This is a genomic window from Gordonia mangrovi (genome assembly GCF_024734075.1).
Classification (GTDB): Bacteria; Actinomycetota; Actinomycetes; order Mycobacteriales; family Mycobacteriaceae; genus Gordonia; species Gordonia mangrovi.
This window is the reverse complement of record NZ_CP102850.1, coordinates 2,630,456-2,656,960: the sequence shown is the minus strand read 5'-3', so window position 1 is coordinate 2,656,960 and position 26,505 is coordinate 2,630,456. Positions and strand designations below refer to the sequence as shown.

Here is a 26,505-nt window from a genome sequence, read left to right as displayed (position 1 = left end):
TCAAGTCCTTAAGATACGGTACGTTTCCTATGACGATAGGCTATGGTCATTAGAAACGCAACGTTTCTTATGAGGAGGGTGATGGCGACACGACGCCGCGGCGCCGATCTCGAGGCCGCGATCCACACCGCAGTGCAGAGCGAGCTGATGACGCACGGTTACGCGGGACTGACATTCGAAGGTGTGGCCGCTGCCGCGGAGACCAGCAAGGCAGTCTTGTACCGACGGTGGCCGACCAAGGCCTCGATGGTGTTCGCCTCGGTGGCCGGTGCGGACTCGTCACCGCTGCATACCCCCGACACCGGCTCGCTCGTCGGGGATCTCACCCAGTTGCTGCGCGACGGCAACGCGCTCTTCACCCACCACGGGCGGGGCATGATCCTCGGTATCCTCTCCGACGCCGACGAGGCGACCGCCGAGTCGATGCGGGAGGTCATCTTCCGCCGCGCGGCCGAGCTCGTCGGTCCCATCGCCGAACATGCCCGCGAGAGAGGCGAACTCGGCCCCAACCCGATCCCGACACGGGCGCTGGCCCTGCCGATGGACCTGTTGCGGAACGAGACACTGTTGCGTCGCCCCCTCGACGACGACGGTATAGCCGAGATCGTCGATACCTGCGTGGTGCCGTTGTTTCGGGTATGGAGCTCGGCACCCGACAGCGTGGGCCCGCCGTGACGGCGAGCCCACGCTGAATGGTCGGTTATACGACCTGAATCACGTGGACACCGGCTCCGGCTCCGCAGTCCCGGCAGCCGAAGGACCGACCGTCGGCGGGACGCGTGCGATCAAACCCGGCGCGTGCCCCACCCCGGCAGCCGGGATCTCGTAGGCGGTCTCGGCGTGGATGGTCGAATCCAGGCCGGTCACCTCGGTCTCCTCGTCGACGCGTAGCGTCATCACCTTGTCCAGTCCCTTGGCGATCAGCCACGTCATCACGAACGAATACGTGCAGGTGATGACGATGCCGGCCAGTTCTTTCCAGAGGATGCCGATGTCGCCGCCGAACAGGATGCCGGCCACCCCTGCCGGGGCAGAGTCGGACGCGAAGAGCACGATGCACAGGGTGCCGACGATGCCGCCGACGCCGTGCACGGCAAACGCGTCGAGGGTGTCGTCCACCTTCATCCGACTCTTGAAGCTGAGCAGGAAGGCCACCACACCGGCAGCGAGCAGACCCACCGCGAGCGCGCCGAGCGGGGTCATCGTGTTGGCTGCCGGGGTGATACCCACGAGGCCGGCGACGGCACCGGTGATGGCGCCCAGTGACGTCACGTGCCCTTCCCGCCACCGCTCGATCGCCGCGAAGCCGAGAATGCCTGCGCTACCGGCCAACAGGGTGTTGAGAATGACGACCTGGGTGAGGAAACTGGCGCCGAGCGCGCAGCTGCCGTTGAACCCGAACCAGCCGAACCAGAGAATGCCACCGCCCAGCAGGGCCATCGGCACATTGTGGGGCCGCTCCATGCGCTTGCGCCGCGCACCGAGCACCAGCGCGAGCGCCAGCGCTGCCACCCCGGAGTTCATGTGCACGGCTGTGCCGCCGGCGTAGTCGTGGACACCGATGTCGTTCAACAGGAAACCACCGCTGATGCCGTCGCTGTCAGCGGCGAAGATCCAGTGTGCCACCGGGAAGTAGACCAGTGTCAGCCAGACCGGCGCGAAAACCATCCAGGCGGAGAACTTCATCCGGCCGGCCGCGCCACTGGCGACGATGGCGACGGTGATGGCGGCGAACAGGATGAACCAGGCGGCGAAGTAGAGCACCTGGGTGTTGCCGGACCCGTCGTCGGACATGTTGGAGCCGAGGCCTAGGTAGTCCATCGGGTTACCGATGAGTCCCCAGTCGTTGACCGACGGACCCGACACCAGTCCGTAGCCATAGAGCACGTACAGCACGCTGGTGATGCCGAGGGTGACCATCACCATGGTCATCATGTTCAGCACGTTGCGCGCCCCCACCATGCCCCCGTAGTAGAGGGCGAGGCCGGGAAACATCAGCAAGACGAAGACGAAGGCCGCGAGCATCCACGCCAGGTCGGCGTTCGCGGCGAGTATGGGTTCCATTCAAGAATCCTTGGTGGTGCTGTCGGACAGGGTTAGTTCGCGCGCAGGAAGGCGACGACGTCATCGCGATAGTCCAGAAAGCCCTTGTAGGCGGCGATCGGTTCGCTCAGGGTCTCGATCACGGTCGCGAGTTGGTGCGCCCACGCCGGAATCCGCTTGATCTCGTCGAGTGAGGCCATGAACGTGCGGATGTTGAACGTGACCGCACCGGTCATGGGCAGCCGGATGAAGTGTTCCAACTCGATGCGCAGGCGCGCGCGACCGAAGTCGCGTTCGCGCACCATCTGCCCGATGTCGTCGGCCCACGCCGGCAACTCTTCGAGACTGACGTCGAGCTTCGCCGAATCCGACGCCGACAGCGTCCAGTTCACGCGGCGGTAGACCTCGTCGGAGGGCAGTCGTCTCAGGAACTGCTCGGCGCGCGCCACAATCCCCTGGCGGGTCAGACCAGGCACCGGGGCATGGATCTCGTACATATCCATGCCGACGTCGAACGAGACCGACCAGGCCGCCGCGAACGTGACCGCTCCGGCATCGAAGTACAGGTGGCCGTCGCGTTCGACCACCAACAGCAGATCGTCGGGCACTTCGCGGGCGAGGAACTCCAGCGGGCCGCACGGAAGCGTCGCGTCGTCGCCGAGAACGAAGAACTGGTCGGTGCCGAGAAGGTCATTGCGCCAATGGAATCGCTGCTGCGTATGCTCCGTCAGATGCATCACCGACGGATGACTCAACGCCAGATCGCGCAGGTAGTACAGCAGCAGATCCCAGCACGCCGTTTCCATGCCGGGCCGGATCTTGACCCGATGCGGGTCGGCATCCAGAATCCGCCGACGCTCAGCCATGATCATCGGATACTCGACACCCCCGAGATCGACGATGTGCCTGCCCCATTCGCCACCACGGGTTGCGCGGGGCGCCCGCGCCGGCTCCACGTTCACGCTATAGCGGAACTGCTCGAGATCATCGGGAAACGGCCAGGGCAGATTCGCGAGATGATCGACACCCGACGCCATCGCTGCCGGGGTGTCGCTGGGGTGAGGAGTGATCGTCACAGGTCCACCTCGATGTCGTGGCCGCGCGAGACGCAGCACAGCATGCTGTCGCCGGCGGCGCGCTCGTCGTCGGTCAGAACGAAGTCACGGTGCTCGACGTCTCCGGAACGGACCGGCACCCGACACTCGCCGCACACGCCTTGGCGGCAGAGATTCGCCACCCGAACACCGTTGCCGAGCAGCCCTTGCAGCATCGACACACCGGCCGGGATGTCTATGCGTCGTCCGCTGGAGGCCACGGTGACCGTGAACGGCTCCCCCGGGTCTTGCGCCGGAGCGGTGAAACGCTCCAGATGCACCCGCGATGGCGGCCATCCCGCAGTCGCGGCGGCATCCACATATGCGTCGAGCATAGCGATCGGACCGCACGCATAGGCGTGCGTGCCCAGGGGCTGGCGGTGGATCCGGTCGGCGAGCAACCGGCGGGTGTCCGCCGCTCCCGACACTTCGAACAGGGTGATACCGGTATGCGAAGCCAGTTCCCGTAGCTCGTCGAGGTGAGCAGCAGCACCGGCACGGTAGGAGTAGATGACCTCCGCCGATGTCCGACGACGCACCGCCGACCGTAGGTGCGACAGGATCGGCGTGATCCCGATACCGCCGGCGACCAGCAGCATGTGGCGCTGGTTCCAGACAGGCGCGAACATCGACCTCGGCCCCTCGACCTCGAGCACGGCACCTTCGGAGACGTTGTCGTGCAACCATTCCGATCCCCCACCGGCGCCCCGCCGCAACACCGAGACGCCGTAGCTGTCGGGCAAGAAGCCGTCGTCGACGAGCGAATAGGCGTTGCGATGAGCGCCGGCGGTGACGATCAGATGGCTGCCCGGCTGATAGGGAGCAGGACCCGTCCCGTCGGCGGGTGCCAAGCGAATGTGCATGATGTCGGCGGTCAGTCGGTGGACTCCGATCACCGGCATCTGGCGCGGGCCAGTCGAATAGCCGGCATACAGATGACCGGCAACCGGCTCGACCGTGGCGGTCACGCGGGTGCTCCCGGTTCTGCCGACGAGGCGAGGAACCCGCCGAGGGCGGCCGAGTGATGCGGATGCACCTCGAGCGTGCGGGCGCATCCGGGGCAGTCCAGGGTTCCTCCCGGTATTCCCTCGCCGCGGAAGAGGTTCCGGCACTGCGCGCAGTACACGGGCAGGTCACGGGTGTGCACGACGAAGGCCGAGAGCTCGGTATCCACGGCACCGCATTCACGCGTAATGGCCAGCGCGGTCAGCACGTCGTACTGACCACCGACGATGTGGATGCGAACGCCGGTACTCACCGCGCTCAGCGCCGTCCGCAGGGCGGCAAGGTCCTCCTCACGCGTCAGCGTGTCGAGCACGAGCAGGTGGGTTCGGCCGATCGCCTCGGCTGCACTCACCCACTGGGCGGCCACGTCGCCGGTGCGCGGTTCGTCCCCGACGGAGACGATCAGGAATGTCGATGCGGCCGAATCGATCGGATCCGGGTCTGTCGGCCATGCGGGCAGACCGTCGCCGGGTCGTTCGTCCAGCGTCGGCTCGGGGTCCGGCGGCGGCGTGCCGGCTGCTCGCAACCATTGCGCCACCCGGGCACGGTATTTGATGATGCCCTTGTAATCAGCCATGTCGTCGGGCAGTTCGTCGACGACCTCGGCGGTACGCAGTCGCCAGGGTTCGACGGTCGCGAGAGCATCCAGCGGCAGCATGTAGGTGCGGATGAGAAACATGACCGCACCGGAGTCCGGCAGGCGGATCAGATGCTGCACCTCGACCCGCAGGTGGACGAGACGTCCGAAGGTCTCGTCGTCGACGTGTCGGATCAGCTCCCGGTCCGGACCCCACTCCGGGTAACGCTCGGTGGAGACGTCGAGGCGGCGGCCGATGGTCATGGTCCAGTTGGTGCGCCGGTAGGGCCGATGTGGCTGAAGGCGTTTGATGAACTCATGCGCCCGGGTGATCACCCCCTCCTTCCGCACCCGCGGCACCGGGCCGTGGATCTCCAGGAAGCTCATCCCGACGTCGAAGCCGAAGCTCCAGTCCGCGGCAAAGGTGACCACCCCGGCGTCGGCGAAGAGCTGGCCGTCGCGTTGGTCGAGCAGGACTACGTCTTCCTGGATCTGACCGCAGATGTAGCTCAGCGGGCCGCTGGGCAGCGTGGTGTCATCGCCGTACACGAACGTGTCGGCGATCCCGAGTTTGCTGTTGCGCCACTCCCATTGGTCGCCGTCGGCGCGTAAGGCGAACTTGTCCGGATAGGCGGTCGCCAGTTCCCGCATGATGGTGAGCATCGCGTCCCAGGCGGCGGGACGCATGTGCGGCAGCAGGGCCGCTCGCGACGGATCGGCGGCGAGAACCTCTGTGCGTTTATCGATCTCGGTCTGGTACTCGGAGTCGACATCGATCACGACATCACCCCATTGGCCGGCCGCGGTCGACACGGTGTGATCGGCGGGTTCGACGTTGGTGCTGTAGCGGTAGCGGTCCTCGACGAACGGGAACGGGAATCCGGTCACCAGCGCGGGATCGAGAGTCGAATCCGGGACGGATGAATCGGGCAGAGCGGTGGTCACAGCGGTACCTCCAGGGTGGCGCCTTCGGCGGCACGGGAGACGCACGGCATGAACGCATCTCCTGCGCCTTTCTCCTCGTCGGTCAGATACAGATCTCGGTGCACCGCGGCGCCGGCCGCCAACGGCAGCCGGCATTCGCCGCAGACGCCCTGCCGGCACCGGTTGGGGATGGCGTACCCGGCCGACTCCAGCGCTTCGAGGACCGATGTCCCAGAAGGGACGTCGAGTGTCGTATCGGTTTCGGTCAGCCGCACCGTGAACGGGTCGCCGGCGTCGAGCGCGTCGGTGCCGAACCGTTCGAAGTGGATGCGTGACAGCGGCCAGCCGAGCGCGGCGGCGGTGTCGACGACGTGGTCGATCATCCCCGCAGGTCCGCACACGTAGAGATGGGTACCGATCGGCTGATCGATCAGGGTCTCGCCGAGACGGTCGACGAATGCCGGCTGATCGGTGAACAGTTCCGCACGGGCGCCGGCGAGGTCGACGATGTCGTCGACGTGGGCGGCCCGACCCGCACGAAATGAATAGAGCACCTGCACATCCCGGCCCCATCGCCGTGCGGCGCGCAGATGCGACAGGATGGGGGTGATCCCGATCCCACCGGCGATGAGTAGATGCTTGGTGGCGCGCGCCTCGGGAGCGAATGCACTACGCGGGATCTCGACGTCGACGACATCGCCTTCGGCGAGCATCTCATGCATCCAGCGCGACCCACCGAATCCGTCGTCGAGGCGCAGCACCGAGATCGAGTAACTTCTGGGCGCGACGCCGTCGCCGGTGAGGCTGTACGCGTTGGACCGGTCACCCGCGGCGATGACCACGTGGCTGCCGGCGACGAAACCGGGCAACTCGGCGCCGTCCGGGGCTGCGAAGGTGAAGTTGCGGATGCCCGGTGCGGCGTCGCCGATCGCGGTGACGACGAGTCGTAGCGTCGTGGATTCCGCGCGCGTCACGCCGGGCGTTGCGCCGGAGATTGCGACAGTCACGATGACGATCCTTCTGTTGTGGACTCTTGTGCAGCGCTGGCCGTTTCGGCATCGACCATGAAGCCGAGATAGCGCCCGGACCGTCGTGAGACGTGATGGTAGATGAGCAGGTGGCGGCCGCATCCGACGCAGTCGACGATGTCGTCGACCCCGAGCTCGGTATGAGTGATGGCTTCGCAGTGTGAACAGAACACCTCGATGGCGTCGACACCCGCTACGGTCACGTAGATCTCGTCGTCCATGAGTCCGGCGGTGGTGGCGACCCCGCGCAGCGCGAGGGCCGCGCCGCGCGGGGCGATGATCACCACCCGTACTCCGACCCGTGCGTGGGCCAGCTCGCCGCGCAGTGCACTCGCCGCGTGCTCGACGTCGTCGAAAGTGAGCGGGAGGCGGGTGACGTTCTCCGGCAGCCCGTTGGCCACCTGGTACACCCGCTCCTCGGCGGCCTCCCCGACACCGACGACGATGTACGCGCTGCCCGAGATCTCGGGCAGCGCCTCATCGACAGGTGCCGCAGGTCGGGCCCAGATCGGGATGCTGGAGTAGGTGATCTGCGACATGAGCCCTCAGAGGAGTTCGGCGTTGCGGTGACCGGCGTAGAAGGCGAGCGCATAGCTCGGGGTGCTGAAGTAGATCTTGGAGCCCTTGGGGAAGAAGATGGCGTCCTTGGCCTTCGCGACCTGGGTCTGGCCGGTCTCCGTGTTCTCCAGCAGGAACTCGCCTTCGAGCACGACCTTCATCTCGTCGTACTCGTATTCGTAGTAAAGCCGCTCGTCGGTGTGCCGGAGCTCGAAGTAGCCCGAGCACATCTCGCTGCCCTGCGGGTTCTCGTAGACGTCACCGATGAAACCCTCGGTGCCCGGGTACTCCGACTCCGGCATCTTGGGCAGGTTCTCCCAGGCCCCACTCGTCACCAGAAACGGTGCCGCTGCGGTCTCGGTGTTCTCGACGGTCATGTCGGTTCCCTTCGGATCGATGCTGTGTGCCACCGATGCAATGGCTAACATCAGTAGACTTTGTTCGATCTCATGAAACCCACCGCGTGTTACGTCTCGGTGACACCGTGGTTTATTGATGTAAAACGTAGTCCACTGCAAGTGGACTTGCTTTTGGTCGTCTTCCCATCCGGAGGTGTGGATACTCGACCCTATGAACTCGCCCGTCGACGTCGCGGTGGTCGGCACGCTCAACGTCGACCTGATCATCCGGGTCACCCGCATGCCCGACGTCGGCGAAACGGTCTTGGGGAGGTCGGTGTCGCAGCGACTCGGCGGCAAAGGGGCCAATCAGGCGCTCGCAGCCGCCGGTCTCGCGCCGACCGCGCTGATCGGGGCGGTCGGCCGCGACGAGGAGGGTGAGCGTCTGCTGGCCGGGCAGCGCGCCGGCGGGGTCGATGTGACGCATGTATTCCGTGCCGACGGTGCCAGCGGGAGGGCCTTCATCGAGGTAGATGACGCCGGCGACAATCGGATCATCGTGTCACCGGGGGCCAACCGGTTGCTGAGACCGACACAGGTGCGACCAGCGCTCGACGCCGTCTCACCGAAAGTCGTTCTCACTCAGCTCGAATCACCGCCGGAGATCACCGAGGCGGTCACGGCCTGGTGCTCAGGACATGCCCGACGGCTTCTACTCAACCCGAGCCCGGTCACCGATCTGCCGACATACGTTCTCGCCGCTGCAGATCCTCTGGTCGTCAACGAGCACGAGGCGCGGTTCTACGCACCGGCGGACACCGACGACCCCGACGCGCTGGCGCGTTCGCTGCTGGCGGTGGCCGGGTCCGCGGTGATCACGCTCGGGGCCGAGGGGGCCGTCGTGGCCGAGGGCGACACAGTACGTCGGATCGACGTGGAGCAAGTGCGCGTGGTCGACACCACCGGCGCCGGCGACATGTTCGCCGGGGTCCTCGCGGCCCATCTGACGCGCGACGTCGAGCTGGGAGCCGCCACCGAGTTGGCCGCGGCGGCCGCCACCGAATACGTCGCGCGTCCGCGGGAGATATGACGCTAATTCGGCCCGGGTGGCGCGACCAACTCGAACACCGGATGGCGCTCGGCCTCGGCGCGGAACTCCGCCACGGGCGAATCCGGGCTCGCCGCGAAGTACGCCCGCGGCGGACCGGTGATCTGCAGATACTGCTTCAACACCGGGGCTGCCTCGTCGACGTCGACCTCGCGCACCGCCAGCCGTGAATCCTCGCTGCGGCGGCGCAGCCGTACCGTGCCCGCCGCACGGGCGTTGTGGACCCAACCGACCGGACCGTAGGGCGCCACCAGCCAGCGTCGCCCGTCCTGCTCGACAAGCGTCACCGGGTGGGTGTGCTGCCGGCCGGTTCTTCGGCCTCTGGTGGTGAGCAGATACGTGTGCGGAACCAGTCCCCAACCGACCGGACGGCGCATCACCTTCTCACCGATCTGGCGTAGTCGGGTCATCCGGAACTTCTTGACCTCACCCATGACCCGATTGTCACCCCGGAACGGCGACGAACGAAAGGGTCCGCGCTCAGCGTTTGGCCCAGCGTGCGACCCGATCCTTGTGCTCGGTCGTCTGATGCGCCAGGGGCTGCATCGCGGCGGCGAGGTTGAGCGTCGAGTCCAGCGACCCCGTCCGTGATTCGGTGAGCAACCGCTTGGCCATCCGCAGTGCGTGCGGCGGGTTCTTGGCGATGCGCCGGGCCAGCGCGGTGGCCTCGTCTAGCAGCGCGTCGTCGGCGACGACCCGGCCCACCAGACCCCACTCCAACGCGGTCGCGGCGTCTACCCGGTCGCCGGTGAAGCTCATCTCCGCGGCCCGTTCGTAGCCGATGGCTCGCTGCAAGAACCAGGAGCCGCCGTCGCCGGGAATGAGTCCCAGCTGGACGAAGCTCTCGGCGAAGAAGGCGGATTCGGCCGCCACCCGCATGTCACACATCATCGCGAGATCGCAGCCCGCACCCACCGCGGCACCGTTGATCGCGCCGATCACGGGCACCTCGCACCGGTTCAGTGCACGCGGGATACGTTGAATTCCATCGGCGTAGCCGTGTCGCTGATCCACCGGGTCGAGCCCGAACAATCCCTGCTCGTCGGCCATCTCCCGCACGTTGCCGCCGGCCGAGAAGATGTGGCCCGCGCCGGTGAGGATCACCACGCGCACCGCCGGGTCCGCATTCGCCTCGTCCACGGCTCGTTCGAACGCGGCGATCATGTTCTTGTCGGTGATCGCGTTGCCGACCTGCGGCAGATTGATGGTCCACACGGCAACGCCGTCGGTGATCTCGATCTGAAGGGGTTCGCTCACGCGTCCGGGCCTCTCTGCGTTGAAGGGTCTTCTGAGCACCTTACGACCCGGCCGACCGTACGGTGGGTGCCATGTCGACCAGCCCCACCCGCCACCTCATCCGGTACGGCGGCACGTTCGCTCCCGATCTGATTGCGCGAGCCGAGGGCTCCCATCTGTACACCGAGTCCGGCAGACGCCTGCTCGACTTCACCTCCGGACAGATGTCGGCAATCCTCGGTCACTCCCACCCCGAGGTGGTGGCCACAGTGCAGCGCCAGGTCGCCACGCTCGACCACCTCTTCAGCGGGATGCTGTCGCAGCCCGTGGTCGACCTGACTCGCCGGCTCGCCGAGTCGCTCCCGGAACCGCTGGACAAGGCGCTGCTACTGACCACCGGCGCCGAATCGAACGAGGCGGCGGTCCGGATGGCGAAACTGGTGACCGGCAAACACGAGATCGTGTCCTTCACCCGTTCCTGGCACGGCATGACCCACGCCGCCGCGGCCGCCACCTACAGCTCCGGCCGTCGGGGATACGGCCCCGTCGCGGCGGGCAATCTCGCGCTGCCGACACCCAATGCCTATCGCCCCGACTTCACCCATACCGACGGTTCGCTGGACTGGCAGCGCCAGTTGGACTTCGGTTTCGAGATGATCGACGCACAATCGGTCGGATCGTTGGCGGCGTGCATCGTCGAACCGATCCTGTCCTCCGGTGGGGTCATCGACCTGCCGCCCGGATATCTGCGCGCGCTGAAGGACAAATGCGAGCAGCGCGACATGCTGCTCATCGTCGACGAGGCACAGACCGGCCTGTGCCGGACCGGCGAGTGGTATGCATTCCAACGCGACGGTGTCGTACCGGACATTCTGACCTTGTCGAAGACCCTGGGCGCCGGATTGCCTCTCGCGGCGACGATCACGTCCGCGGCGATCGAGGCCACGGCTCACGAACGTGGGTTCTTGTTCTTCACCACCCACGTCTCCGATCCGCTCGTGGCCGCCGTCGGCAACACGGTGCTCGACGTCCTGATCCGCGACGAACTCGATGAACGCGCTCGCACCGCCGGTGAGCTACTGGATGCCGGCCTCCGGTCGATCGCCGGTCGCCACGACGTGGTCGGCGACGTCCGCGGCCGCGGACTGATGCAGGGCATCGAGCTGGCCACCGATCGCGACACCAAGACCGGCGCAGACGAACTCGGTGCAGCGGTGACCCGACGGTGCTATGAGCTCGGGTTGCACATGAATGTGGTCCAGCTGCCCGGTATGGGTGGCATCTTCCGGATCGCACCACCACTGACCGCCACCGACGACGAGTTGCGGTCCGGGCTCGAGATGCTCGATCAGGCCATCGGAGAGTGCGTCGCCTGACGAACCTACGACGAGGCCTTCGCCGAATCGGTTCCCGGCGTCTCCTTGGACGCCCACTGCCGGGTCCAGCGATACAGCCAGGCGATCACGGCCACGAATGCGACCACCCCGAGGATCTCCGACCCGGTCTCCCACCCGTCACCGATGAACGGCAGCGCGAGGATGGTGTCGTCGCCGGTCGACGCGACAATCGCGGCGAACACCACGTTCCACAGGCTCTCCCCGACGATGAGGCCGGTCGCGAGTAGCACACCCATCCGCTTCTTGCGCTCCACATCGCTGCCGGTGCCTTCGGCCCATTTGTTGTAGGCGCGGCCGATGAATGCGCCAAACGGAATGATCAACGTCACCGACATCGGCAGGTACATCCCCATGCCGACGGCCAGCGGCGGCACGCTGAATCTGCTCCCGGTGCGGGTCAACACCTCGTCGACCACGATCACCACCGCGCCGATGAGGACGCCGAGTCCGATCAGCGCCCAGTCGAGGTCGCCGCCGAACACGCCTTCTGCCAGTGACGAGATCAACCCGGCCTGCGGAGCGGGCAGTGCGTCGTCGCCGGCGCCCGGGGCACCGACGAACCCGAACGCGGTCTGCATCAGCTGGAGCACCGGCGGGATCACCAATGACCCGAAGATCACGCCGATGACCAACGCCACCTGCTGTTTCCACGGTGTCGCACCGACCAGCTGACCGGTCTTGAGATCCTGCAGATTGTCGTTGGAGATGGTGGCGACACCGAACACGATGGCGGCGGTGAACAGCGTGTAGGCGACCAACGCCGCCGACTGTTTGTCGTTGGCGCTGCCGAAGGTGATCTTGATGACGACGGCCGCGACCAGCACCACCACGATGCCGACGCCGGAGATCGGGCTGTTCGACGAACCGATCAGACCGGCCATGTACCCGCAGACCGACGCGACGATCAGGCCGATGAGGAATACGAAGATGATGCTTGCGGTGATGATGCCGACCGCACTGCCGTGTAACACTGTGTGGGCGGCGAAGTCCCACAGCATGAACCCGATCGGGATCAGCGAGGCCAGCACCACACCGGACACGATGGTGATCGGGATGTCCTGCTCGGTGAGATCCACCGACGACCCGGCGCGGCGGGCCCGGGTGGAGACCAACGCGGCCTTGATACCGCGCACGATGGGTCCGATGATCTTGATCAGCGTCCAGACCGCGGCTATCGCGATCGCACCGGCGCCGATGAACCGCACATCGTTGGTGAAGGCGTTGTCCACGACGTCGGCGATCGACCCGGATGCCGGCAGGTCGCCCCACGTCCGGATCGGCAGCAGCACACCGTAGGAGATGAACAGCCCGATCAACATCGAGATACCGACGGTGATGCCGACGAGGTGACCGACACCGATCAGGGAGAACAGCAATCCCGCACCGAATGTGGTGCCGCCCTGACCGATCCGCACATATCCCGAGATGGTGCCGGCGATCAGCTTGGTCTGGGTGAGGATCGAGAAAGCAGCGGACACCACACCGCCGACCACGATCACCCGCAGACCACGGCGATTCTCCTCGGCGCCCTGCGCGGTGTCGCCGACCTTGAGCACCTCGGCGGCGGCAGCACCTTCCGGATAGGGCAGGTCGGAACCGGTGACGAGCGCGCGGCGCAACGGGATCGAATACATCACGCCGAGGATGCCGCCGATCAGACACACCGCGACCGTCGTCCAGTACGGAAACCCGGTCCACCACCCGATCATGATCAGACCCGGAAGCACGAAGATGATCGCCGAGAGGGTGCCGGCCGCCGAGGCGATGGTCTGCACGATGTTGTTCTCGACCACGGAGTGGTCGGCGAAGTATCGCAGGATGCTCATCGAGATCACCGCTGCGGGAATGGCGGTGGCGAACGTGAGCCCGACCTTGAGTCCGAGATAGACGTTGGCCGCGGTGAACACCAGCGTGATGAGACCGCCGAGGATGATGCCCCGGATGGTGAGTTCACGCAGGCTCGCCGACGACGAACCCTTCACGGTGGAGCCTGATGTGGACATGACAGCGACCCCTTACCCGGCCGGTTTCGGCTGGTGACTCCCGATGAGTCGGTGGACTCCGCTAACTCTAGGAGCGTCGCGTCACATCCGCAGGGATTCGTTCAGGCTCGTTTCCGCACGTGGCTCGGCACGCGTCTGATTTGCCGGGTTTGGGGGCAAGCGTCCGCCGCAGCGGGTTTCGATGCGTCCTGCGGTTCAGTCAGCGGTGGTGGGACTGCGCAGCCGTCCGGTCCGCATGCGGCGGCGTCCTGATCGCCGACGATTGTGACGGTCCGCTCGCCCCAGGCCAGTTGCAATGCGCGCGCGAAGGTTTTGGATGGCACCTCCGGCTCGTCGAAGCCCGCGGACACCGCCATCGCGACGAACCGCTCGCGGTCGCCGAGTAGGGCAGACCGATCTCGGCGGCCTGGGCGGGCGATGCCGCGTTCGTTCGCGCGCGCCTGCTCCACCGGGATGCCGCACTTGTGCGTCCAGACCTCGCAGACGATGACCCCCGGATGCTCGGTCGGTAGTCTGTGATCGGTCGGGGTTTCGCCCACGACACCGATCACAACTCGCGGGGAAGGAACAATACCGCCGATGGGATCGGATCCGATCACCGACCTGGAAGCCGAGATCGCCGACATCTGGCGCCGCGGCCGCATCCAGATGCGTGCGCGCGCCCGCGCCATCCACCCGCGGCTCGATCCGACCTGCTATCCGTTGCTGGTGCTGCTCTCGCGCCACGACGCCATCCGGATGTCGGACCTGCTCGCCGACCTCGGTCTGGAGAAGTCGACGCTGACCCGCCAGATCGACTCGGTGGTTCGGCTGGACCTCGTCGAGCGACATGCCGACCCCGACGATGCGCGGGCACGCCTGGTCGCGCTGACCGATGAGGGACGCGAGCGCCTCGACGCGGTGGCCACCACGGCGGCCGCGGTGTGGCGTGAGCGTCTGTCCCGGTGGGATCCCGATGACGTCCGACGCCTCGCCGACTTGCTGCACCGGCTCGGCGACGACACCTCTGACGTCCCGCCGGAATCCGAGGCGGGGAGCACCTCCAGTCAGTTGTAAGTTGCGATTATCGGCGTGGTACCGGCGGTCACGCCGGCCCGGTGGAGGATCGTACGACCAGTCGGGGCACGAGCACCGTTGACGTCCGCTCGTTGCGACGAGTGTCGAGGCGGTCGACGACGGCGGCGACCGCCCGGTCGGCCTGCTCGGTCGGCTGCTGGCTGACCGAGGTGAGATCGACATTGGCCAGCCGCGCCAGGGCACTGTCGTCATAGCCGGTGATGGACACGTCTCCGGGTACATCGAGCCCGGCGCGGCGCACCATGTCGAGTATCCCCACCGCCAATCGGTCATTGGCGCAGACGATCCCGGTCGGCATTTCAGAACCGAGTAGCCGGCGCGCCGCCGCCATACCGGCCTCCTCGGTATAGCCGCCGGCGTCGATGACGGCGTCGTGGGCGTCGAGTTGATGGCGCTGCATGGCCCGCAGGAACCCGGCGCGCCGGTCGCTTGCGATCACGCCAGGCCCGGCCGCCACGTGCACGATCCGCCGATGGCCCAGATCGACCAGGTGGTCGACCACCGTCCCGATACCGCGAGCGTCGTTGGCGCGCACGACGTCGACCAACGGTGAGCTCATCCGACGCCCGACCACCACGGTGGGCAGTCGCTCACCCAACTCGACGATGTCCTTCGCATCCAGCTCTGGGCCGATGAGAAGCATTCCTTCACAACGGAAGTCGATCAAGGTCTCGATGACCCGACTCTCATCGTGAGTCGGGGTGACCGCCCCCAGTACGGTCTCGTACCCGACCAGATCAGCTGCCGAGACGATGCTCTCGACGATCTCGGCGTGAAAACTGTTGCGAATCTGCACCACCACCCCGAGCAGATGCGATCGACGGGCGGTCATCAACGCGGCCGCGCGGTTCATCCGGTAGCCGAGCGCCTCGGCCGCGGCCAGCACATCCTCGCGCGTCTTGTCACCCACCCCCGGCGCCTTCCGGAAGACCAGCGACACCGTCGCCTTGGAGACCCCGACACGGTCCGCGACGTCCTGCATCGTCGGCCTGTTCGACCCGTTGGCCACCTCTGCACTCCCATCCGATCGGCTCACTACGGGGGTTGACATACCCCTGTGATTGGGCTCATAGTAGCGGAACTAGACCGGTTTAGTAGACCGGACAAGTTGAGACTTCGACCACCCGGCACACCGGGATCAGCAAGAAGGAGCTGGCCAGTGACTGACAGAACGATCGGCGTCGCCGTCATCGGTGGCGGTATGGCGGGTCGCGCCCACGCCGCGGGATATCGGATGGCGAGCACCCTGTTCGGTACCGAACGACCCGATGTGCGGTTGGTCGCCATCGCCGACGCCAACCGGGCTGTCGCCGACGACACCGCCAAGCGCTACGGTTACGAGCGCGCCGAATTTGACTGGAAGGCCATCGCCGCGGCATCGGACATCGACGTGGTCAGCGTCGTCGTCGCCAATCACTTGCACCGCGAGATGGTCGAGGGCCTGCTGGCCGCCGGCAAACACGTCCTGTGCGAAAAGCCCCTCGCCGGCTCGGCTGCCGATGCCGAGGCGATGCTGCTCGCGGCCGAGCGCGCCGACAGCCTGGCCGCGGTCGGGTACACCTACCGTCGCTCGCCCGCGGTCGAGCAGATCCGTCGTGAACTGGCTGCCGGCACCGTCGGCGAGCTCGTCCACCTCAACGGCCACTACTGGTGCGACTACGGCCTCGAACCCACCTCGCCGATCACCTGGCGCCATCGCGGCGGCCCCGGCACCGGAGCCCTCGCCGACGTCGGCAGCCACCTCATCGACCTGTCGGAGTTCGTGTGCGGACCGATCACCGAGGTCAGCGGCGCGACCTTCCACACGCTCATCACCGAGCGTCCGGTCCCGGTCGGCACCACCTATGGCCACACCAAGGCCGCCGTCACCGGCGAGATGGCGCCGGTGGAGAACGAGGACGTCGCCACCTTCACCGCTACCTTCGCCAACGGCGCCGTGGGCACGTTCTCCGCTTCCCGCGTCGCCCACGCGCTGCCAGACGGTCTCGGTTTCGAACTCTTCGGCTCACAGGGCTCGGCGTCGTGGCAGCTGTTCCGGGCGAGCGAGTACGAGATCTCCGTGGTCGGCGACCGCCCCGAGCTGTCCGGTCCGCGCCGCGTGATCATCGGCCCTGATCACCCCTACATCCGTGGCGGTCTGCCGATGGATGCCGGCGGCGTCGGACACGGCAAGGCGGAGTTCTTCGCCTATCAAGCACGCGCCTTCCTCGACCAGGTCGCCGGCATCGACGGCGGTCTCGCCCCGGTCCCCGACTTCGCCACCGGCGTGCACAGCATGCGCACCGTCGCTTCGATCACCGAATCAGCCCTCGGTGGCGGCGCCACCGTAAAGGTCTCCTGAAAACCCTCGCACCACACGCTTTACGAAAGGTCCATGAACAATGAAGCTCGGCGTCTACACCGCAATCCTGCACCACAAGCCACTGCGCGAGGCACTCGAGATCATCGGCTCCCTCGGCCTGACCGGCGCGGAGATCAACGCCGGTGGCTTCCTGCCGACCCCGCATCTGCCGGTTGACGACCTGCTCTCCGGTGCGGTCACACCCCAGGAGTATCTGGCCACCTTCGACGGCACCGGCGTGTCGATCGCGGGACTGAACTGCAACGGCAACCCGCTGCACCCCGACCCCGAGGTGGGTCCCGAGGACGCCGAGGACCTGCGCAAGGCCATCCGCGTCGCCGGATTGCTCGGCGTCGACCGGGTCGTCACCATGTCCGGTCTGCCCCAGGCCCATCCGGGTGGGCAGTGGCCGGCATGGCACGTCAACACCTGGGACTCGGGCTATCTCGATTCCCTGGACTACCAGTGGGACGAGGTCGCGGTGCCGTTCTGGAAAGAGATCGACGCGCTGGCCCGCGAGCACGGCGTGAAGGTCGCCATCGAGATGCACCCGCAGAATCTGGTGTTCAATCCGCCCACGCTCAAGCGGCTCGTCGACAAGGTCGGCGCCACCAACGTCGGGGCGGAGATGGACCCGTCGCACCTGTTCTGGCAGGGCATCGACCCCGTTGCCGCCATCGAGTGGCTCGGCCCGCTGGTGTTCCACGCCGCCGCCAAGGACACCCGGATCAACGAGAACTGTGCGATCTACGGTGTACTCGACGATCGGTTCACCCGTATCCCACTGTCGGACAACCCGACCGGGCTGGGAGGACGGCATGTGGTCAACAAGTGGCCCGAGGACTCCGCTTGGGATTTCGTCGCGGTCGGCCGCGGCCACGACATCGACTTCTGGACACGCTTCCTGCAGGCACTGGAGAAGGTCGACCCCGACATGTGGGTGAACATCGAACACGAGGATGTCGAGTTCGATGCGCTCGAGGGCCTGCAGGTGGCCGCCGAGAGCCTGAAGTCCGCCAACTCCAGCCCGGTCAGTTGACGACCGCGTCACCGAAGGAAGCCTGCTGATGAAGCTCGCACTCGACCCGACCCCGTTCCACCACAGCCATGACCTGCTGGACTTCCCGGCACTCGTTGCCGACCTCGGCTACGAGTATCTCCAGCTGACCCCCCACCGCGATTTCATCCCGTTCTTCAATCACCCACGCGCCGACGACGATCTTGTCAAGAGGTTCCGCACGGCCTGCGCCGATGCCGGTGTCGGGATCGCGTCGGTGCTGCCGGTGTTGCGCTGGTCGGGGCCCGACGAGGACGCACGCGAGGCGGCGGTGCGCAACTGGAAACGGGTCATCCAGATCACCGTGGACCTCGGCGTGAACGTCATCAACACCGAATTCTCCGGGCGACCCGAACGTGCCGAGGAATCCGAACGGGCGTTCTTCCGCTCCATGGAGGAACTCATCCCGATCATCGAGCGAGAGGGACTCGACGTCCGGATCGATCCGCACCCCGACGATTTCGTCGAGGACGGACTCGAGGCGGTCCGGATCATCCGCGGGGTGAACTCGCCGAACCTCGGCATGGTCTACGTCGCCTGCCACACGTTTCACATGGGCGGCAACATGTCCGAGATCATGGATGCCGCCGGCGACAAGTTGCGGCTGGTCCATGTCGCCGATTCGATGGATCATCATCGCTCGCATGGACTTCGGTACATCACCAACCCGCCCGGCAACCCGGTCCGCGTCCATCAGCACCTCAAGATCGGCGACGGTGATGTGGACTGGGACGAGTTCTTCGGCGGATTGGGCCGGCTCGGCTTCTTCGATCGCGCCGACACCGTGATGGTCTCATCGGTGTTCGCGGAGAACGAGAATGCCGCCGAGGTGTCGCGCTACCAGCGCGAGACGATGCTGGCCTATCTGGACAAGTACCGCGCCGGCTGAGCTACGACAGCCGCCGGGGTTGAGTAGCGGTGAGCGAGCCTGCGGATTGGTTCCTTCACCCGTGCTTGCCGACCGGCAGCGCGCCGATCTCGGCGCCGTCGGTCCCGAAATGCCGGAACATCGCGCGGTCGCGCGCCACCCGACCGCGCCATTCGAGGTAACGCGCGCCGAGCGGCGTCGGACCGATGAGCCGATAGCTGACGGTGTTGCGGAGCCAGGCGGTGCCGAATGCCCACGGAAGACGATGCGGCAGGTGGAGATCACGCATCCCGCGAGTGCCGAGAAAACCCTCGAGCATGCTCAGCAGACGTTCGCGGGTATAGCGGGCCGCGACCGGGTGCGCGAACCGGTAGTGCAGGTCGCCCTGCACGTCGACCAGGGCACCGGCGAGTTGGGCACCCGCATGGGTCACGTCGCTCTGGGACAACAGGATCGCGTAGCTGAGCTGATGTTGATCACGTTCGTCGTCGAACAGCCAGTCCTCGTCCACGCCGATGAGCCAACCCACGTATTTCCACAGGTGCATCAGCGCCCGTGAGTCCGCTCTCGATATCGGCACCCCCAACGCGCGCACACCCATCATGAGCGCACCACTGAACAGATTGAGTGTCGAGGCGAGGTCGGTCTGGTTGATCGGCAGGCCCCACTCGGCGCTGTCCCAGCGCCCGTTGCGTTCGAACGCCTCGTTGACGAGCGCATGCATCAACCGGACGTGAACGGTCAGCCGCCACCCCTCGCCGTCACGATCCATGCCGCCGGGACGGCCGACGGCGACCGCCCATGTCTGCGTCTCCCCGAGCCGACGCATCGTGGTGGTGCCCGACAGCCCGCCCGTCTCGGCGAGCAGGTCGACCGGGCCGCCGAAGCGATATCCACCGATCAGCGACAGCTGCAGGAGCACATCGTTGGCGTTCTGCCCGAACCGCCGGAACACCGCGGCGCCACGTTCACACAGGTCGTGGTCCACCCAGGGCGGAGTGTCCTCGACGAGCTCGAAGAAGTCACGCAACGCATCGGGGCTGTCGTCGTCGACACCCGAGTCGAGTGCGCGGTGGAACTGCGCCATCGTCACCCGCTGCGGGTCGTCGGCGGGCAGACGCATCGCACGCACCAACGCTGCTGCTGGTTCATCCCGCGTCATCAGGCGGCGACCGAGCACTGCGAGCTCCGCCTCGGTCGGCTCGGACAGCCGCCAGTACAGCCGCAGCAGTTTGCCCATCCGGCGGCCTCGCTTGTCGGCGGCGCGGAAGCGTCGTGGTGGCCTGGGCATGAGCGCAGCTGCCGGTACCTCGGTCGTCGTCGACATGAGACGATTTTATCTATTCGTCTCACCGGTGGCAATGGGGCGTGCGGAGGCATCTCCCCTACTGTCGTGGACATGCAGGATCGACTGTCGACACTTGCCGGGCGGCGGGCCATCGTCACCGGTGCCACCAACGGACTCGGGATGGCGACGGCTCGCGCCCTGGCGCATGCGGGGTTGCGTGTGGTGCTGGCGGTCCGCGACGTCGACCTCGGCACCCGGCGCGCCCGCGAGTTCGGCGGCGACTGTGAGGTCGTTCGGCTGGACCTCGCCGACCTGGCCTCGGTGCGCGCCTTCGCCGATGGGCTCAACGGCCCCGTCGACTACCTGATCAACAACGCCGGGGTGTTTCCGCACCAGCACCGGCACACGGCCGACGGTTTCGAACTCGGCATCGGCACCAACTTCCTCGGGCCGTTCGCGCTGACGAATCTGCTTCTGCCGCGTATCGAACGACAGATCGTGTCGGTGGCCTCCGACGCGCATCGGGGCGCGAAGTCTCTCGATCTCGACGATCTCGACCTGGCCCACACACGCTGGTCGCCACCGCGTGCCTACGCCCGCTCGAAACTCGCGGTGATGTTGTGGGGACTCGAACTCGACCGGCGGTTGCGGGCTGTGGGGTCACCGGTGAGTGCGATGCTCACCACGCCGGGCTGGGTTGCCTCGAACATCTCCAACAAACCCCATCTGGGTCTCGCACACAAGGTGGTGCAGGGCGCGGCAGCGCGATTCGCCAACGATGTCGATGCGGGCGCGCAGACCACCCTGTACTGCCTCACCGAACCCATCGCGACGGGCAGCTATGTCGGCGTCGACGGCATCTGGGCGTTGCGCGGCGAGCCGGTCCTGTTCGGCCGGTCAGCGGCCGCATGCGATTTCGAGACCGCAGTTCGGCTGTGGGCCAAGGCCGAGGAGTTGACCGGCACCGCGTGGCCATTCGCCGTTGATGACCCGTCGTGATGTCTTCGTGACGCCCGCCATCACAGGTCGAAGGCCGCGCGGTAACGGGCGTACACCGATTCCACCTCGGTCACGGTGAGGCCGAAGTCCGCGAGATCGTAGGTGTGCACGCCATGCGCATGCTGTGCGTGTCCGGCGCGATGGCGCTCCATCTCCTCGCGAACCAGCCCGGTGAGATCGAATCCAGCTGCTGCATATATCTTCTCGACCACAGCGAGTGGATCGTCGACGAGATCGTCATAGCGGACGTCCACGAAGCGGTCGGGATGGCGCGCCCGGACGTCGAGCGCCCGGTCGACCATGGAGCCGTTCAACTCCAGCCAGTGCCGGGCCACGGCGTGGGCATCGACGTGATCGCTGAACATCGAGTGCCCGTGTGCCAGCATGCTGGAAAACGACGCCGTGGTGCGGACCGGGCCGCGATGTGTCTGCACGATCAGGGCGTCCGGGAAGACGTCGAACAGGACGTCGAGGTGCTCCAGATGCGCCGGCGTCTTCAGCACCCAGCGTGCCCGCGGGTTCTGCAGGTGCAGGATCTGCAGCAGGAGCCTGAGGTACGCATAGGATGCGTGCATGTCCTGGCGGCGCAGCCAGGTCGCGTAGGCGGGGACGTCGAGCATCGCCTCGGGCACCTGCGAGAGCAACGAATACTCCTGCAGCAGCACATCTTCTTCCGGACCGTCGGCCTCCACCGCGTGGATGGCGAAGAACTGCGGGTTCAGATATCGCAGCGTCCATTCGGCCATCGTCGTCTGCGCAACCCGGATCGTGGGTGCGCCCGGCTTCTCGTGCTTGCGCGGCAACGGATGGATCACCTCCCACGATCCGACGGCGCGCACCTCCGGATCAGCGGCGATCAGCCGGTGCAGCATGGTGGTTCCGCTGCGCTGCAGACCGGCGATGACGATCGGGGGTTCGATCGGTGTGTCGGCGATCTCCGGGTGCGTCCGGATCAGCTCGGCGACCCGCAGCCGCGTACACAGGATGCCGTGCATACGTGCCCGAATCACCAGCGACCCGAACAGGCTCAACTTCGCCTCCTCGATGATCGACGCGCACAACACGTCGAGGGCTTCGTCGGCCTGCGGCTCACAGGTCCAGGGCAGCCCGGTGGCCTTCGCCGCGCGCCGCCGGAGGGTGTCCGCCGACAGATCCACCACCGACAGCCCACGGGCGTCGAGCCTCTCGCCGACGGCATTGATCGCCCGCACCGGGCGTCGCCGAAATGGCGTGAACGTGCCGGCCACCATCAATCCAGCTGCGCCAGTTCGGCAGTGGACACCACTCGGGTTCGCGGCTGGGGGTGCGTGGCGGCGCGTATCCACCGGAATGTCATCGCCCCGCAGTCGTGGCCGGTGGTGTCGATCCAGTTGGGCAGAACGGGATCTCGATGCGCCACCACGATCCGCACACTGCCGTCCTCCCGGTACTTTGCGGTGTGCTTGTTGACGTGGATGGTGTGGTAGCGATAGTCGAGTGATTCGAGCCAATGGTTGTCCAGCTGGAAGTTCCAGCCGTCACACTCCGGGATCTCGCTCTCGATGATGAGGGCCTCATCGGGGCCCAGTCGCCAATAGCTGTGGTAGTAGATGATGTTCGGGTCGCCACCGGCCTTGGTGGACCGTTCGGGGTCGAACATCGGCAGTTCGTTGGTGTGCTGGGCGAAGTCGCGGGCCCACTTCGCGAACAGCATCGACGCACCGGCCACGAGTAGGCTGGCCTTCCCGAGTCCGGCGTCGAGTTGTGCCGGGGTGAGTGGTTCCGGTGGCGCCGAGCCCGCCAGGAGTTCGATGGTCAGATCGGCCGGCACCTCGGCCGTGCGGTCGGCGAAGGTCTGGCGGACGATGAGCAGCCCGGTCGCCGGGGTCATCGGCAGCCAGTTGCCGTCGTGTGCGGTGGCGCTCACGATCAGTTCGAACCTGCCGTCCGGACCGATCTCGAGGTCGGCGGCCTCCACGTAGCCGGTGGTGGGCATCTGCCCGCCTTCACCGTAATTGCCCTCCTGGGTGCCGAATCCGAGGTAGTCGACGGTCCCGCGGGTACCCGTGATGCGGTAGTCGAGGGTGCCGTCGACGGTGGCGTTCAGGTAATGGTTGTCGGGATTGTCCGAACCCATCTTGGCCGTCTCGTGGATCATTCGGCGCAGCACCGGCGCACGCGGGTCGGCATATTCGACGAACGCCTCCAGGCCTGCGCGCGTCAGTCTGCTGAGGTAGCGATAGCCCTCGGCTTGGGTGAGTGGGTCGGTCGGCGTCCCGGGGAACACGATCGCGGCGCCCGCCGATTTGAGGGTGTCGCAGAATTCGTCCCACGACGTCCCGTCGACGACCCGCTGCTCGGCGACGGTGTCCGGCGTCTGGCCGCGCAGCCGCAGGTAGGCCACGCGCACCTTCTTGAACTGTGCCAACGCAGCCGTCGCGATCGTCCGACCGTTCATCGTCCACCTCTCGCCCGTGCCGGTGCCTCCATGATGTCGCCGATGGCGCCGTCTGTCCCGCGATCTCTGATCACCCGCACACTCTGTCGGGCTATGGTGCAGGTCATGCCCGCTCTCCGACTCGTCCCGCCGATCGTCGACGATCCCGCCGAGTTCCACGCCCTGCGCCTCGAGGTCCGTGCGTTCATCGACGAACAGCGACGCGCCGGTCGTATCGGACGCGAGGTCGATACCTGGCTGACCGGCTGGGATGAGGAGTTCACCCGGGCGCTCGCCGCGCGGGGCTGGCTGGGTATGACCGTTCCGGTTGAATACGGCGGGCGCGGAGTCGGTTTCCTCGAGCGCTTCGTGGTGACCGAGGAGCTGCTCGCGGCGGGTGCACCGGTTGCCGCCCACTGGATCGCCGACCGGCAGGTGGTGCCATCGCTGCTGAAGTACGGCACCGAAGCCCAGAAGCACCGCTACCTCCCACGCATCTCCGACGGCACCTGCTCGTTCGCGATCGGTATGAGCGAACCCGAGTCCGGGTCCGACCTGGCGAGCGTGCGCACTCGAGCCACCCGCGTCGACGGCGGCTGGTCGATCACCGGTACCAAGGTGTGGACGTCGGGCGCGCACCGGGCCGAGGCGTTCATCTGCCTCACCCGCTCGGAGCCGCTCGACGCGGCGCACCGGCACCGGGGGCTCACCCAGTTCATCGTGGACCTGCGCTCCGACGGCCTGCGCGTCTCTCCGATCCGGTCGATGGACGGTCGCCACCACTCCAACGAGGTCGTCCTCGACAACGTGTTCGTGCCCGACGACATGGTCTTCGGGACCGTCGGTGCGGGATGGGCGCAGGTGACCTCCGAGCTCTCGTTCGAACGCAGCGGCCCAGAGCGGCTGCTGTCCACGTTCCCGCTGCTGGCCGAGACCGCCGACCAGATGGGTCGGGGATCGCTGCCTCACCACCCCGACCTCGGCCGTTTCGTGGCCCGCATCGCCGGACTGCATCAGATGTCCACCGCCGTGGCCGGCGCACTGACGCGGCAGGAACCTGCCGACACCGCCGCCGCCGTGGTCAAGGTCCTCGGTACCACCACCGAGGGCGACATCGCCGACTTCGCCGACACGCTCACCGACGATACGAATCCGGCGCTGGCCGAGCATCGCCGGATGGTCGACACCGCGGTGGTGCAACGACCCGGATTCACGTTGCGCGGCGGCACGAACGAGGTGTTGCGCGGGGTGATCGCGCGCGGTCTGGGGTTGCGCTGATGCCCGGCCTCACGGTGGATACCGAATTGGCCGAGCTGATGTCGGATGTGTTCGCCGCGCATCGGAAACGACTCGACGACAGCGTGGATGGCTCCACCGGCGACGCGGATGCCGCATTGTGGCGACAGCTGTGCGATCTCGGGCTGGCGCGGCTGACGGGCAGTGAGACGTCCGGCGGCAGTGGCGCCGACTGGCCGGCGGCGGCCGAACTGCTGCGCGCCGCGGCGTCCCACCGAGTGCCGACCCCGGTTGTCGAACACGACCTGCTGGCCGGGTGGTTGCTGGAGACCGCAGGTCTGCCGGCCGACGACTCGCGGAGGTCGGCGTGTGTGCTCGACGAGACGGGCACCGCCCGCGACGTCGGGTGGGCGCAGGCCGCCGAACGGATCGTCGTCGCGTGGCGTGGCGAGTTCGGGTGGCGGGTCACCGATATCGACGTCGCGGATCTGACGATCACACCAGGCCGCAATGTCGCCGATGAACCGCGCGACATCGTCGTCATCGACACGACCCTCCTGACCGGCGTGGCCGTCGATGACGGTGTGCTCACCCGGTTTCGCCTCCGCGGCGCCCTGGCGCGCGCCGTGCAGGTGTGTGGCGCGCTCGACGGCGCTCTCGCCGTGTCCGTCGCCCACGCCGCCGACCGGGAACAGTTCGGCCGTCCGTTGGCACGGTTCCAGGCCGTGACCAACCTGGTCGCCGACATCGCCGCGGAAGCCGCGCTGGCTCGGGCGGCCACCGAGGCCGCACTCGGCGCCGCGGTGCAGTCCGACTGGACGGCACCCGACCTGACATTCCTGGTGGCGGTGGCCCGTTCGTGTGTGGGCAGGGCGGCGTCGGTGGTGGTGCGCAACGCCCATCAGGTGCTCGGCGCCATCGGCACCACCCAGGAGCATCAGCTACACGGGTTCACCTTGCCGGCGCTGGCATGGCGGTCGGAGTTCGGTTCGGTGCACGACTGGGAACACGTCGTCACCGACGCCGCGATCGAGGCGGGTGTCGACGGTTTGTGGCCCCTCATCTCGGGGACCGCCCCGCTGTCGCCACCAGCGCGGGCGCAGGAAAGCTGACGGCGCCGGACCTGTCGCAGAAGCCGGCCAACCGCTGCGAGGCCTGCTGCCGGAGGTCGTCGAATTGAGCGTCATCGAGCATCTCGTCGAGCGTCCAGGCTCGGACATCGGTGGTGACCCAGGCGTCGATCGACGGGAAACGCGCCACGCCGGCGAGCCGGTGGACCTCGACGTCGTCGAAGGCCGTGCGCACGATGTCCGTCAGCTCGGCGGACGTCCCGATGCAGAACGGCGCGGCCAGTGCGTCGGCATACTGGGCTCCGAACATCTCGTCGAGCAACTCGACCATCGCCGTATAGCCGGGGGTTTCGGCCAATTGCGCCCAGGTCGCGATGCATACCCGGCCGCCGGGGCGCAGCACCCGGGCCATCTCCGCAACGGCGGCGGCACGGTCGGCGAAGAACATCAGACCGAATTGGCAGAACACCCGGTCGTAGCTGCCGGCGGCCATCGGCAACGCCTCGGCACGTCCGGGGATCCAGGTGATCTCCGGGGCCAGGCCGCGGGCGACATCCAGCATGCCCGCGTTCGGATCGAGCCCCGCGACGGAACCGGTCGCTCCGACCCGAGATCGTGCAGTTCGTGCCACAACACCTGTGCCGCAGGCGATGTCCAGAACATCGTCGCCACTCCCGGCCCCGCCGAGATCGAGCAGCCGGTTCGGCCACTGACCGAACAGTGCGGGTACGAAGAACCTCTCGTACAACCGCGCCGCCGTGTCCGTCACCTGTCCGGCTGCCGCTGTGTGCCTCGTTGTCATGTCGCCCATGTCTTCAGCATCGCCGGCACCGGACCCTTGC

Annotated in this window: 26 protein-coding genes; 10 read left to right on the top strand and 16 right to left on the bottom strand. The window is 66.9% G+C overall.

What is annotated here, in order from left to right:
- Positions 1-81: 81 nt before the first annotated feature.
- Positions 82-675 (top strand): TetR/AcrR family transcriptional regulator, encoded by a 594-nt coding sequence (locus tag NWF22_RS12060; protein ID WP_160901919.1) that lies wholly within the window; start codon positions 82-84, stop codon positions 673-675.
- Positions 676-714: 39 nt separating this feature from the next.
- Here the strand turns inward: NWF22_RS12060 and NWF22_RS12055 are convergent, their stop codons facing one another.
- From NWF22_RS12055 to NWF22_RS12025, 7 genes are all read right to left on the bottom strand, one after another.
- A complete protein-coding gene (locus NWF22_RS12055) occupies positions 715-2,064 on the bottom strand; it encodes an ammonium transporter (RefSeq protein ID WP_160901918.1) in 1,350 nt (449 codons plus the stop codon).
- Positions 2,065-2,096: 32 nt separating this feature from the next.
- Entirely contained in the window at positions 2,097-3,080 is a 984-nt protein-coding gene (locus NWF22_RS12050) for a heme-dependent oxidative N-demethylase family protein (protein WP_160902188.1), read from the bottom strand.
- Between the two features lie 35 nt (positions 3,081-3,115).
- Positions 3,116-4,039 carry a PDR/VanB family oxidoreductase gene (locus NWF22_RS12045; RefSeq protein WP_233751109.1) on the bottom strand — a complete coding sequence of 308 codons (924 nt, stop codon included), beginning with the start codon at positions 4,037-4,039 and terminating at the stop codon, positions 3,116-3,118.
- A 62-nt stretch (positions 4,040-4,101) separates the two neighbouring features.
- Positions 4,102-5,664, bottom strand: coding sequence for a heme-dependent oxidative N-demethylase family protein (locus tag NWF22_RS12040; protein WP_258321401.1), 1,563 nt, complete (start codon positions 5,662-5,664; stop codon positions 4,102-4,104).
- On the bottom strand, positions 5,661-6,650 hold the full coding sequence (locus tag NWF22_RS12035; protein ID WP_202398584.1) for a PDR/VanB family oxidoreductase: 990 nt from the start codon (positions 6,648-6,650) through the stop codon (positions 5,661-5,663). Before NWF22_RS12035 ends, NWF22_RS12040 begins: the two co-directional genes overlap by 4 nt.
- Complete coding sequence (locus tag NWF22_RS12030) at positions 6,647-7,210, bottom strand: dimethylamine monooxygenase subunit DmmA family protein (RefSeq protein ID WP_160901915.1); 564 nt, start codon at positions 7,208-7,210, stop codon at positions 6,647-6,649. The genes NWF22_RS12035 and NWF22_RS12030 overlap by 4 nt, the downstream gene beginning before the upstream one ends.
- Before the next feature lie 6 nt (positions 7,211-7,216).
- A complete protein-coding gene (locus NWF22_RS12025) occupies positions 7,217-7,606 on the bottom strand; it encodes a cupin domain-containing protein (RefSeq protein ID WP_160902186.1) in 390 nt (129 codons plus the stop codon).
- Between the two features lie 193 nt (positions 7,607-7,799).
- Here NWF22_RS12025 and NWF22_RS12020 point away from each other — a divergent pair, with 193 nt between their 5' ends.
- On the top strand, positions 7,800-8,657 hold the full coding sequence (locus tag NWF22_RS12020; RefSeq protein WP_160901914.1) for a ribokinase: 858 nt from the start codon (positions 7,800-7,802) through the stop codon (positions 8,655-8,657).
- Positions 8,658-8,659: 2 nt separating this feature from the next.
- Here NWF22_RS12020 and NWF22_RS12015 read toward each other — a convergent pair whose 3' ends face one another.
- Both NWF22_RS12015 and NWF22_RS12010 read right to left on the bottom strand, forming a co-directional pair.
- Entirely contained in the window at positions 8,660-9,109 is a 450-nt protein-coding gene (locus NWF22_RS12015; RefSeq protein ID WP_160901913.1) for a nitroreductase family deazaflavin-dependent oxidoreductase, read from the bottom strand.
- A gap of 46 nt (positions 9,110-9,155) precedes the next feature.
- Entirely contained in the window at positions 9,156-9,932 is a 777-nt protein-coding gene (locus NWF22_RS12010) for a crotonase/enoyl-CoA hydratase family protein (RefSeq protein ID WP_160901912.1), read from the bottom strand.
- A 71-nt stretch (positions 9,933-10,003) separates the two neighbouring features.
- Between NWF22_RS12010 and NWF22_RS12005 the strand changes: the two genes are divergently transcribed.
- Entirely contained in the window at positions 10,004-11,287 is a 1,284-nt protein-coding gene (locus NWF22_RS12005) for an aspartate aminotransferase family protein (RefSeq protein WP_160901911.1), read from the top strand.
- A gap of 5 nt (positions 11,288-11,292) precedes the next feature.
- Here the strand turns inward: NWF22_RS12005 and NWF22_RS12000 are convergent, their stop codons facing one another.
- Positions 11,293-13,311: an OPT family oligopeptide transporter gene (locus NWF22_RS12000; protein WP_160901910.1), complete on the bottom strand. Its 2,019-nt coding sequence runs from the start codon at positions 13,309-13,311 to the stop codon at positions 11,293-11,295.
- A 101-nt stretch (positions 13,312-13,412) separates the two neighbouring features.
- On the bottom strand, positions 13,413-13,850 hold the full coding sequence (locus NWF22_RS11995) for a hypothetical protein (protein WP_160901909.1): 438 nt from the start codon (positions 13,848-13,850) through the stop codon (positions 13,413-13,415).
- Positions 13,851-13,890: 40 nt separating this feature from the next.
- On the opposite strand from NWF22_RS11995, the gene NWF22_RS11990 reads away from it, so the two are divergent.
- On the top strand, positions 13,891-14,367 hold the full coding sequence (locus NWF22_RS11990) for a MarR family winged helix-turn-helix transcriptional regulator (RefSeq protein WP_160901908.1): 477 nt from the start codon (positions 13,891-13,893) through the stop codon (positions 14,365-14,367).
- A gap of 28 nt (positions 14,368-14,395) precedes the next feature.
- On the opposite strand, the gene NWF22_RS11985 is transcribed toward NWF22_RS11990, so the two are convergent.
- Complete coding sequence (locus tag NWF22_RS11985) at positions 14,396-15,370, bottom strand: LacI family DNA-binding transcriptional regulator (protein ID WP_202398551.1); 975 nt, start codon at positions 15,368-15,370, stop codon at positions 14,396-14,398.
- Between the two features lie 177 nt (positions 15,371-15,547).
- Here NWF22_RS11985 and NWF22_RS11980 point away from each other — a divergent pair, with 177 nt between their 5' ends.
- The 3 genes from NWF22_RS11980 to NWF22_RS11970 are packed head-to-tail and all read left to right on the top strand — an operon-like array spanning position 15,548 to position 18,675.
- Positions 15,548-16,729 carry a Gfo/Idh/MocA family protein gene (locus NWF22_RS11980; protein ID WP_160901906.1) on the top strand — a complete coding sequence of 394 codons (1,182 nt, stop codon included), beginning with the start codon at positions 15,548-15,550 and terminating at the stop codon, positions 16,727-16,729.
- Positions 16,730-16,769: 40 nt separating this feature from the next.
- Complete coding sequence (locus NWF22_RS11975; protein WP_160901905.1) at positions 16,770-17,768, top strand: sugar phosphate isomerase/epimerase family protein; 999 nt, start codon at positions 16,770-16,772, stop codon at positions 17,766-17,768.
- Between the two features lie 28 nt (positions 17,769-17,796).
- Complete coding sequence (locus NWF22_RS11970; RefSeq protein ID WP_160901904.1) at positions 17,797-18,675, top strand: sugar phosphate isomerase/epimerase family protein; 879 nt, start codon at positions 17,797-17,799, stop codon at positions 18,673-18,675.
- A gap of 55 nt (positions 18,676-18,730) precedes the next feature.
- Here the strand turns inward: NWF22_RS11970 and NWF22_RS11965 are convergent, their stop codons facing one another.
- Positions 18,731-19,981 carry an oxygenase MpaB family protein gene (locus tag NWF22_RS11965; RefSeq protein WP_160901903.1) on the bottom strand — a complete coding sequence of 417 codons (1,251 nt, stop codon included), beginning with the start codon at positions 19,979-19,981 and terminating at the stop codon, positions 18,731-18,733.
- 72 nt (positions 19,982-20,053) lie between these two features.
- On the opposite strand from NWF22_RS11965, the gene NWF22_RS11960 reads away from it, so the two are divergent.
- Positions 20,054-20,941 carry an SDR family NAD(P)-dependent oxidoreductase gene (locus NWF22_RS11960; RefSeq protein WP_160901902.1) on the top strand — a complete coding sequence of 296 codons (888 nt, stop codon included), beginning with the start codon at positions 20,054-20,056 and terminating at the stop codon, positions 20,939-20,941.
- A 20-nt stretch (positions 20,942-20,961) separates the two neighbouring features.
- Here the strand turns inward: NWF22_RS11960 and NWF22_RS11955 are convergent, their stop codons facing one another.
- On the bottom strand, positions 20,962-22,191 hold the full coding sequence (locus NWF22_RS11955) for a sulfotransferase family protein (protein WP_202398465.1): 1,230 nt from the start codon (positions 22,189-22,191) through the stop codon (positions 20,962-20,964).
- Entirely contained in the window at positions 22,191-23,378 is a 1,188-nt protein-coding gene (locus tag NWF22_RS11950) for a DUF1214 domain-containing protein (RefSeq protein ID WP_160901901.1), read from the bottom strand. The genes NWF22_RS11955 and NWF22_RS11950 overlap by 1 nt, the downstream gene beginning before the upstream one ends.
- 105 nt (positions 23,379-23,483) lie before the next feature.
- Between NWF22_RS11950 and NWF22_RS11945 the strand changes: the two genes are divergently transcribed.
- Positions 23,484-24,635 (top strand): acyl-CoA dehydrogenase family protein, encoded by a 1,152-nt coding sequence (locus NWF22_RS11945; protein WP_160901900.1) that lies wholly within the window; start codon positions 23,484-23,486, stop codon positions 24,633-24,635.
- On the top strand, positions 24,635-25,705 hold the full coding sequence (locus NWF22_RS11940; protein ID WP_160901899.1) for an acyl-CoA dehydrogenase family protein: 1,071 nt from the start codon (positions 24,635-24,637) through the stop codon (positions 25,703-25,705). The genes NWF22_RS11945 and NWF22_RS11940 overlap by 1 nt, the downstream gene beginning before the upstream one ends.
- On the opposite strand, the gene NWF22_RS11935 is transcribed toward NWF22_RS11940, so the two are convergent.
- A complete protein-coding gene (locus NWF22_RS11935) occupies positions 25,653-26,474 on the bottom strand; it encodes a methyltransferase domain-containing protein (RefSeq protein WP_160901898.1) in 822 nt (273 codons plus the stop codon). The two genes, NWF22_RS11940 and NWF22_RS11935, sit on opposite strands and share 53 nt — an antisense overlap.
- Positions 26,475-26,505 lie beyond the last annotated feature (31 nt).

Coding starts and splice junctions, on each gene's coding strand:
- NWF22_RS12060 (WP_160901919.1), top strand. CDS start 82: ATGGCGACACGACGCCGCGGCGCCGATCTCGAGGCCGCGATCCACACC.
- NWF22_RS12055 (WP_160901918.1), bottom strand. CDS start 2,064: ATGGAACCCATACTCGCCGCGAACGCCGACCTGGCGTGGATGCTCGCG.
- NWF22_RS12050 (WP_160902188.1), bottom strand. CDS start 3,080: ATGGCGTCGGGTGTCGATCATCTCGCGAATCTGCCCTGGCCGTTTCCC.
- NWF22_RS12045 (WP_233751109.1), bottom strand. CDS start 4,039: ATGCCGGTGATCGGAGTCCACCGACTGACCGCCGACATCATGCACATT.
- NWF22_RS12030 (WP_160901915.1), bottom strand. CDS start 7,210: ATGTCGCAGATCACCTACTCCAGCATCCCGATCTGGGCCCGACCTGCG.
- NWF22_RS12025 (WP_160902186.1), bottom strand. CDS start 7,606: ATGACCGTCGAGAACACCGAGACCGCAGCGGCACCGTTTCTGGTGACG.
- NWF22_RS12020 (WP_160901914.1), top strand. CDS start 7,800: ATGAACTCGCCCGTCGACGTCGCGGTGGTCGGCACGCTCAACGTCGAC.
- NWF22_RS12015 (WP_160901913.1), bottom strand. CDS start 9,109: ATGGGTGAGGTCAAGAAGTTCCGGATGACCCGACTACGCCAGATCGGT.
- NWF22_RS12005 (WP_160901911.1), top strand. CDS start 10,004: ATGTCGACCAGCCCCACCCGCCACCTCATCCGGTACGGCGGCACGTTC.
- NWF22_RS12000 (WP_160901910.1), bottom strand. CDS start 13,311: ATGTCCACATCAGGCTCCACCGTGAAGGGTTCGTCGTCGGCGAGCCTG.
- NWF22_RS11990 (WP_160901908.1), top strand. CDS start 13,891: ATGGGATCGGATCCGATCACCGACCTGGAAGCCGAGATCGCCGACATC.
- NWF22_RS11985 (WP_202398551.1), bottom strand. CDS start 15,370: ATGCAGGACGTCGCGGACCGTGTCGGGGTCTCCAAGGCGACGGTGTCG.
- NWF22_RS11975 (WP_160901905.1), top strand. CDS start 16,770: ATGAAGCTCGGCGTCTACACCGCAATCCTGCACCACAAGCCACTGCGC.
- NWF22_RS11970 (WP_160901904.1), top strand. CDS start 17,797: ATGAAGCTCGCACTCGACCCGACCCCGTTCCACCACAGCCATGACCTG.
- NWF22_RS11965 (WP_160901903.1), bottom strand. CDS start 19,981: ATGTCGACGACGACCGAGGTACCGGCAGCTGCGCTCATGCCCAGGCCA.
- NWF22_RS11960 (WP_160901902.1), top strand. CDS start 20,054: ATGCAGGATCGACTGTCGACACTTGCCGGGCGGCGGGCCATCGTCACC.
- NWF22_RS11955 (WP_202398465.1), bottom strand. CDS start 22,191: ATGGTGGCCGGCACGTTCACGCCATTTCGGCGACGCCCGGTGCGGGCG.
- NWF22_RS11950 (WP_160901901.1), bottom strand. CDS start 23,378: ATGAACGGTCGGACGATCGCGACGGCTGCGTTGGCACAGTTCAAGAAG.
- NWF22_RS11945 (WP_160901900.1), top strand. CDS start 23,484: ATGCCCGCTCTCCGACTCGTCCCGCCGATCGTCGACGATCCCGCCGAG.
- NWF22_RS11940 (WP_160901899.1), top strand. CDS start 24,635: ATGCCCGGCCTCACGGTGGATACCGAATTGGCCGAGCTGATGTCGGAT.
- NWF22_RS11935 (WP_160901898.1), bottom strand. CDS start 26,474: ATGGGCGACATGACAACGAGGCACACAGCGGCAGCCGGACAGGTGACG.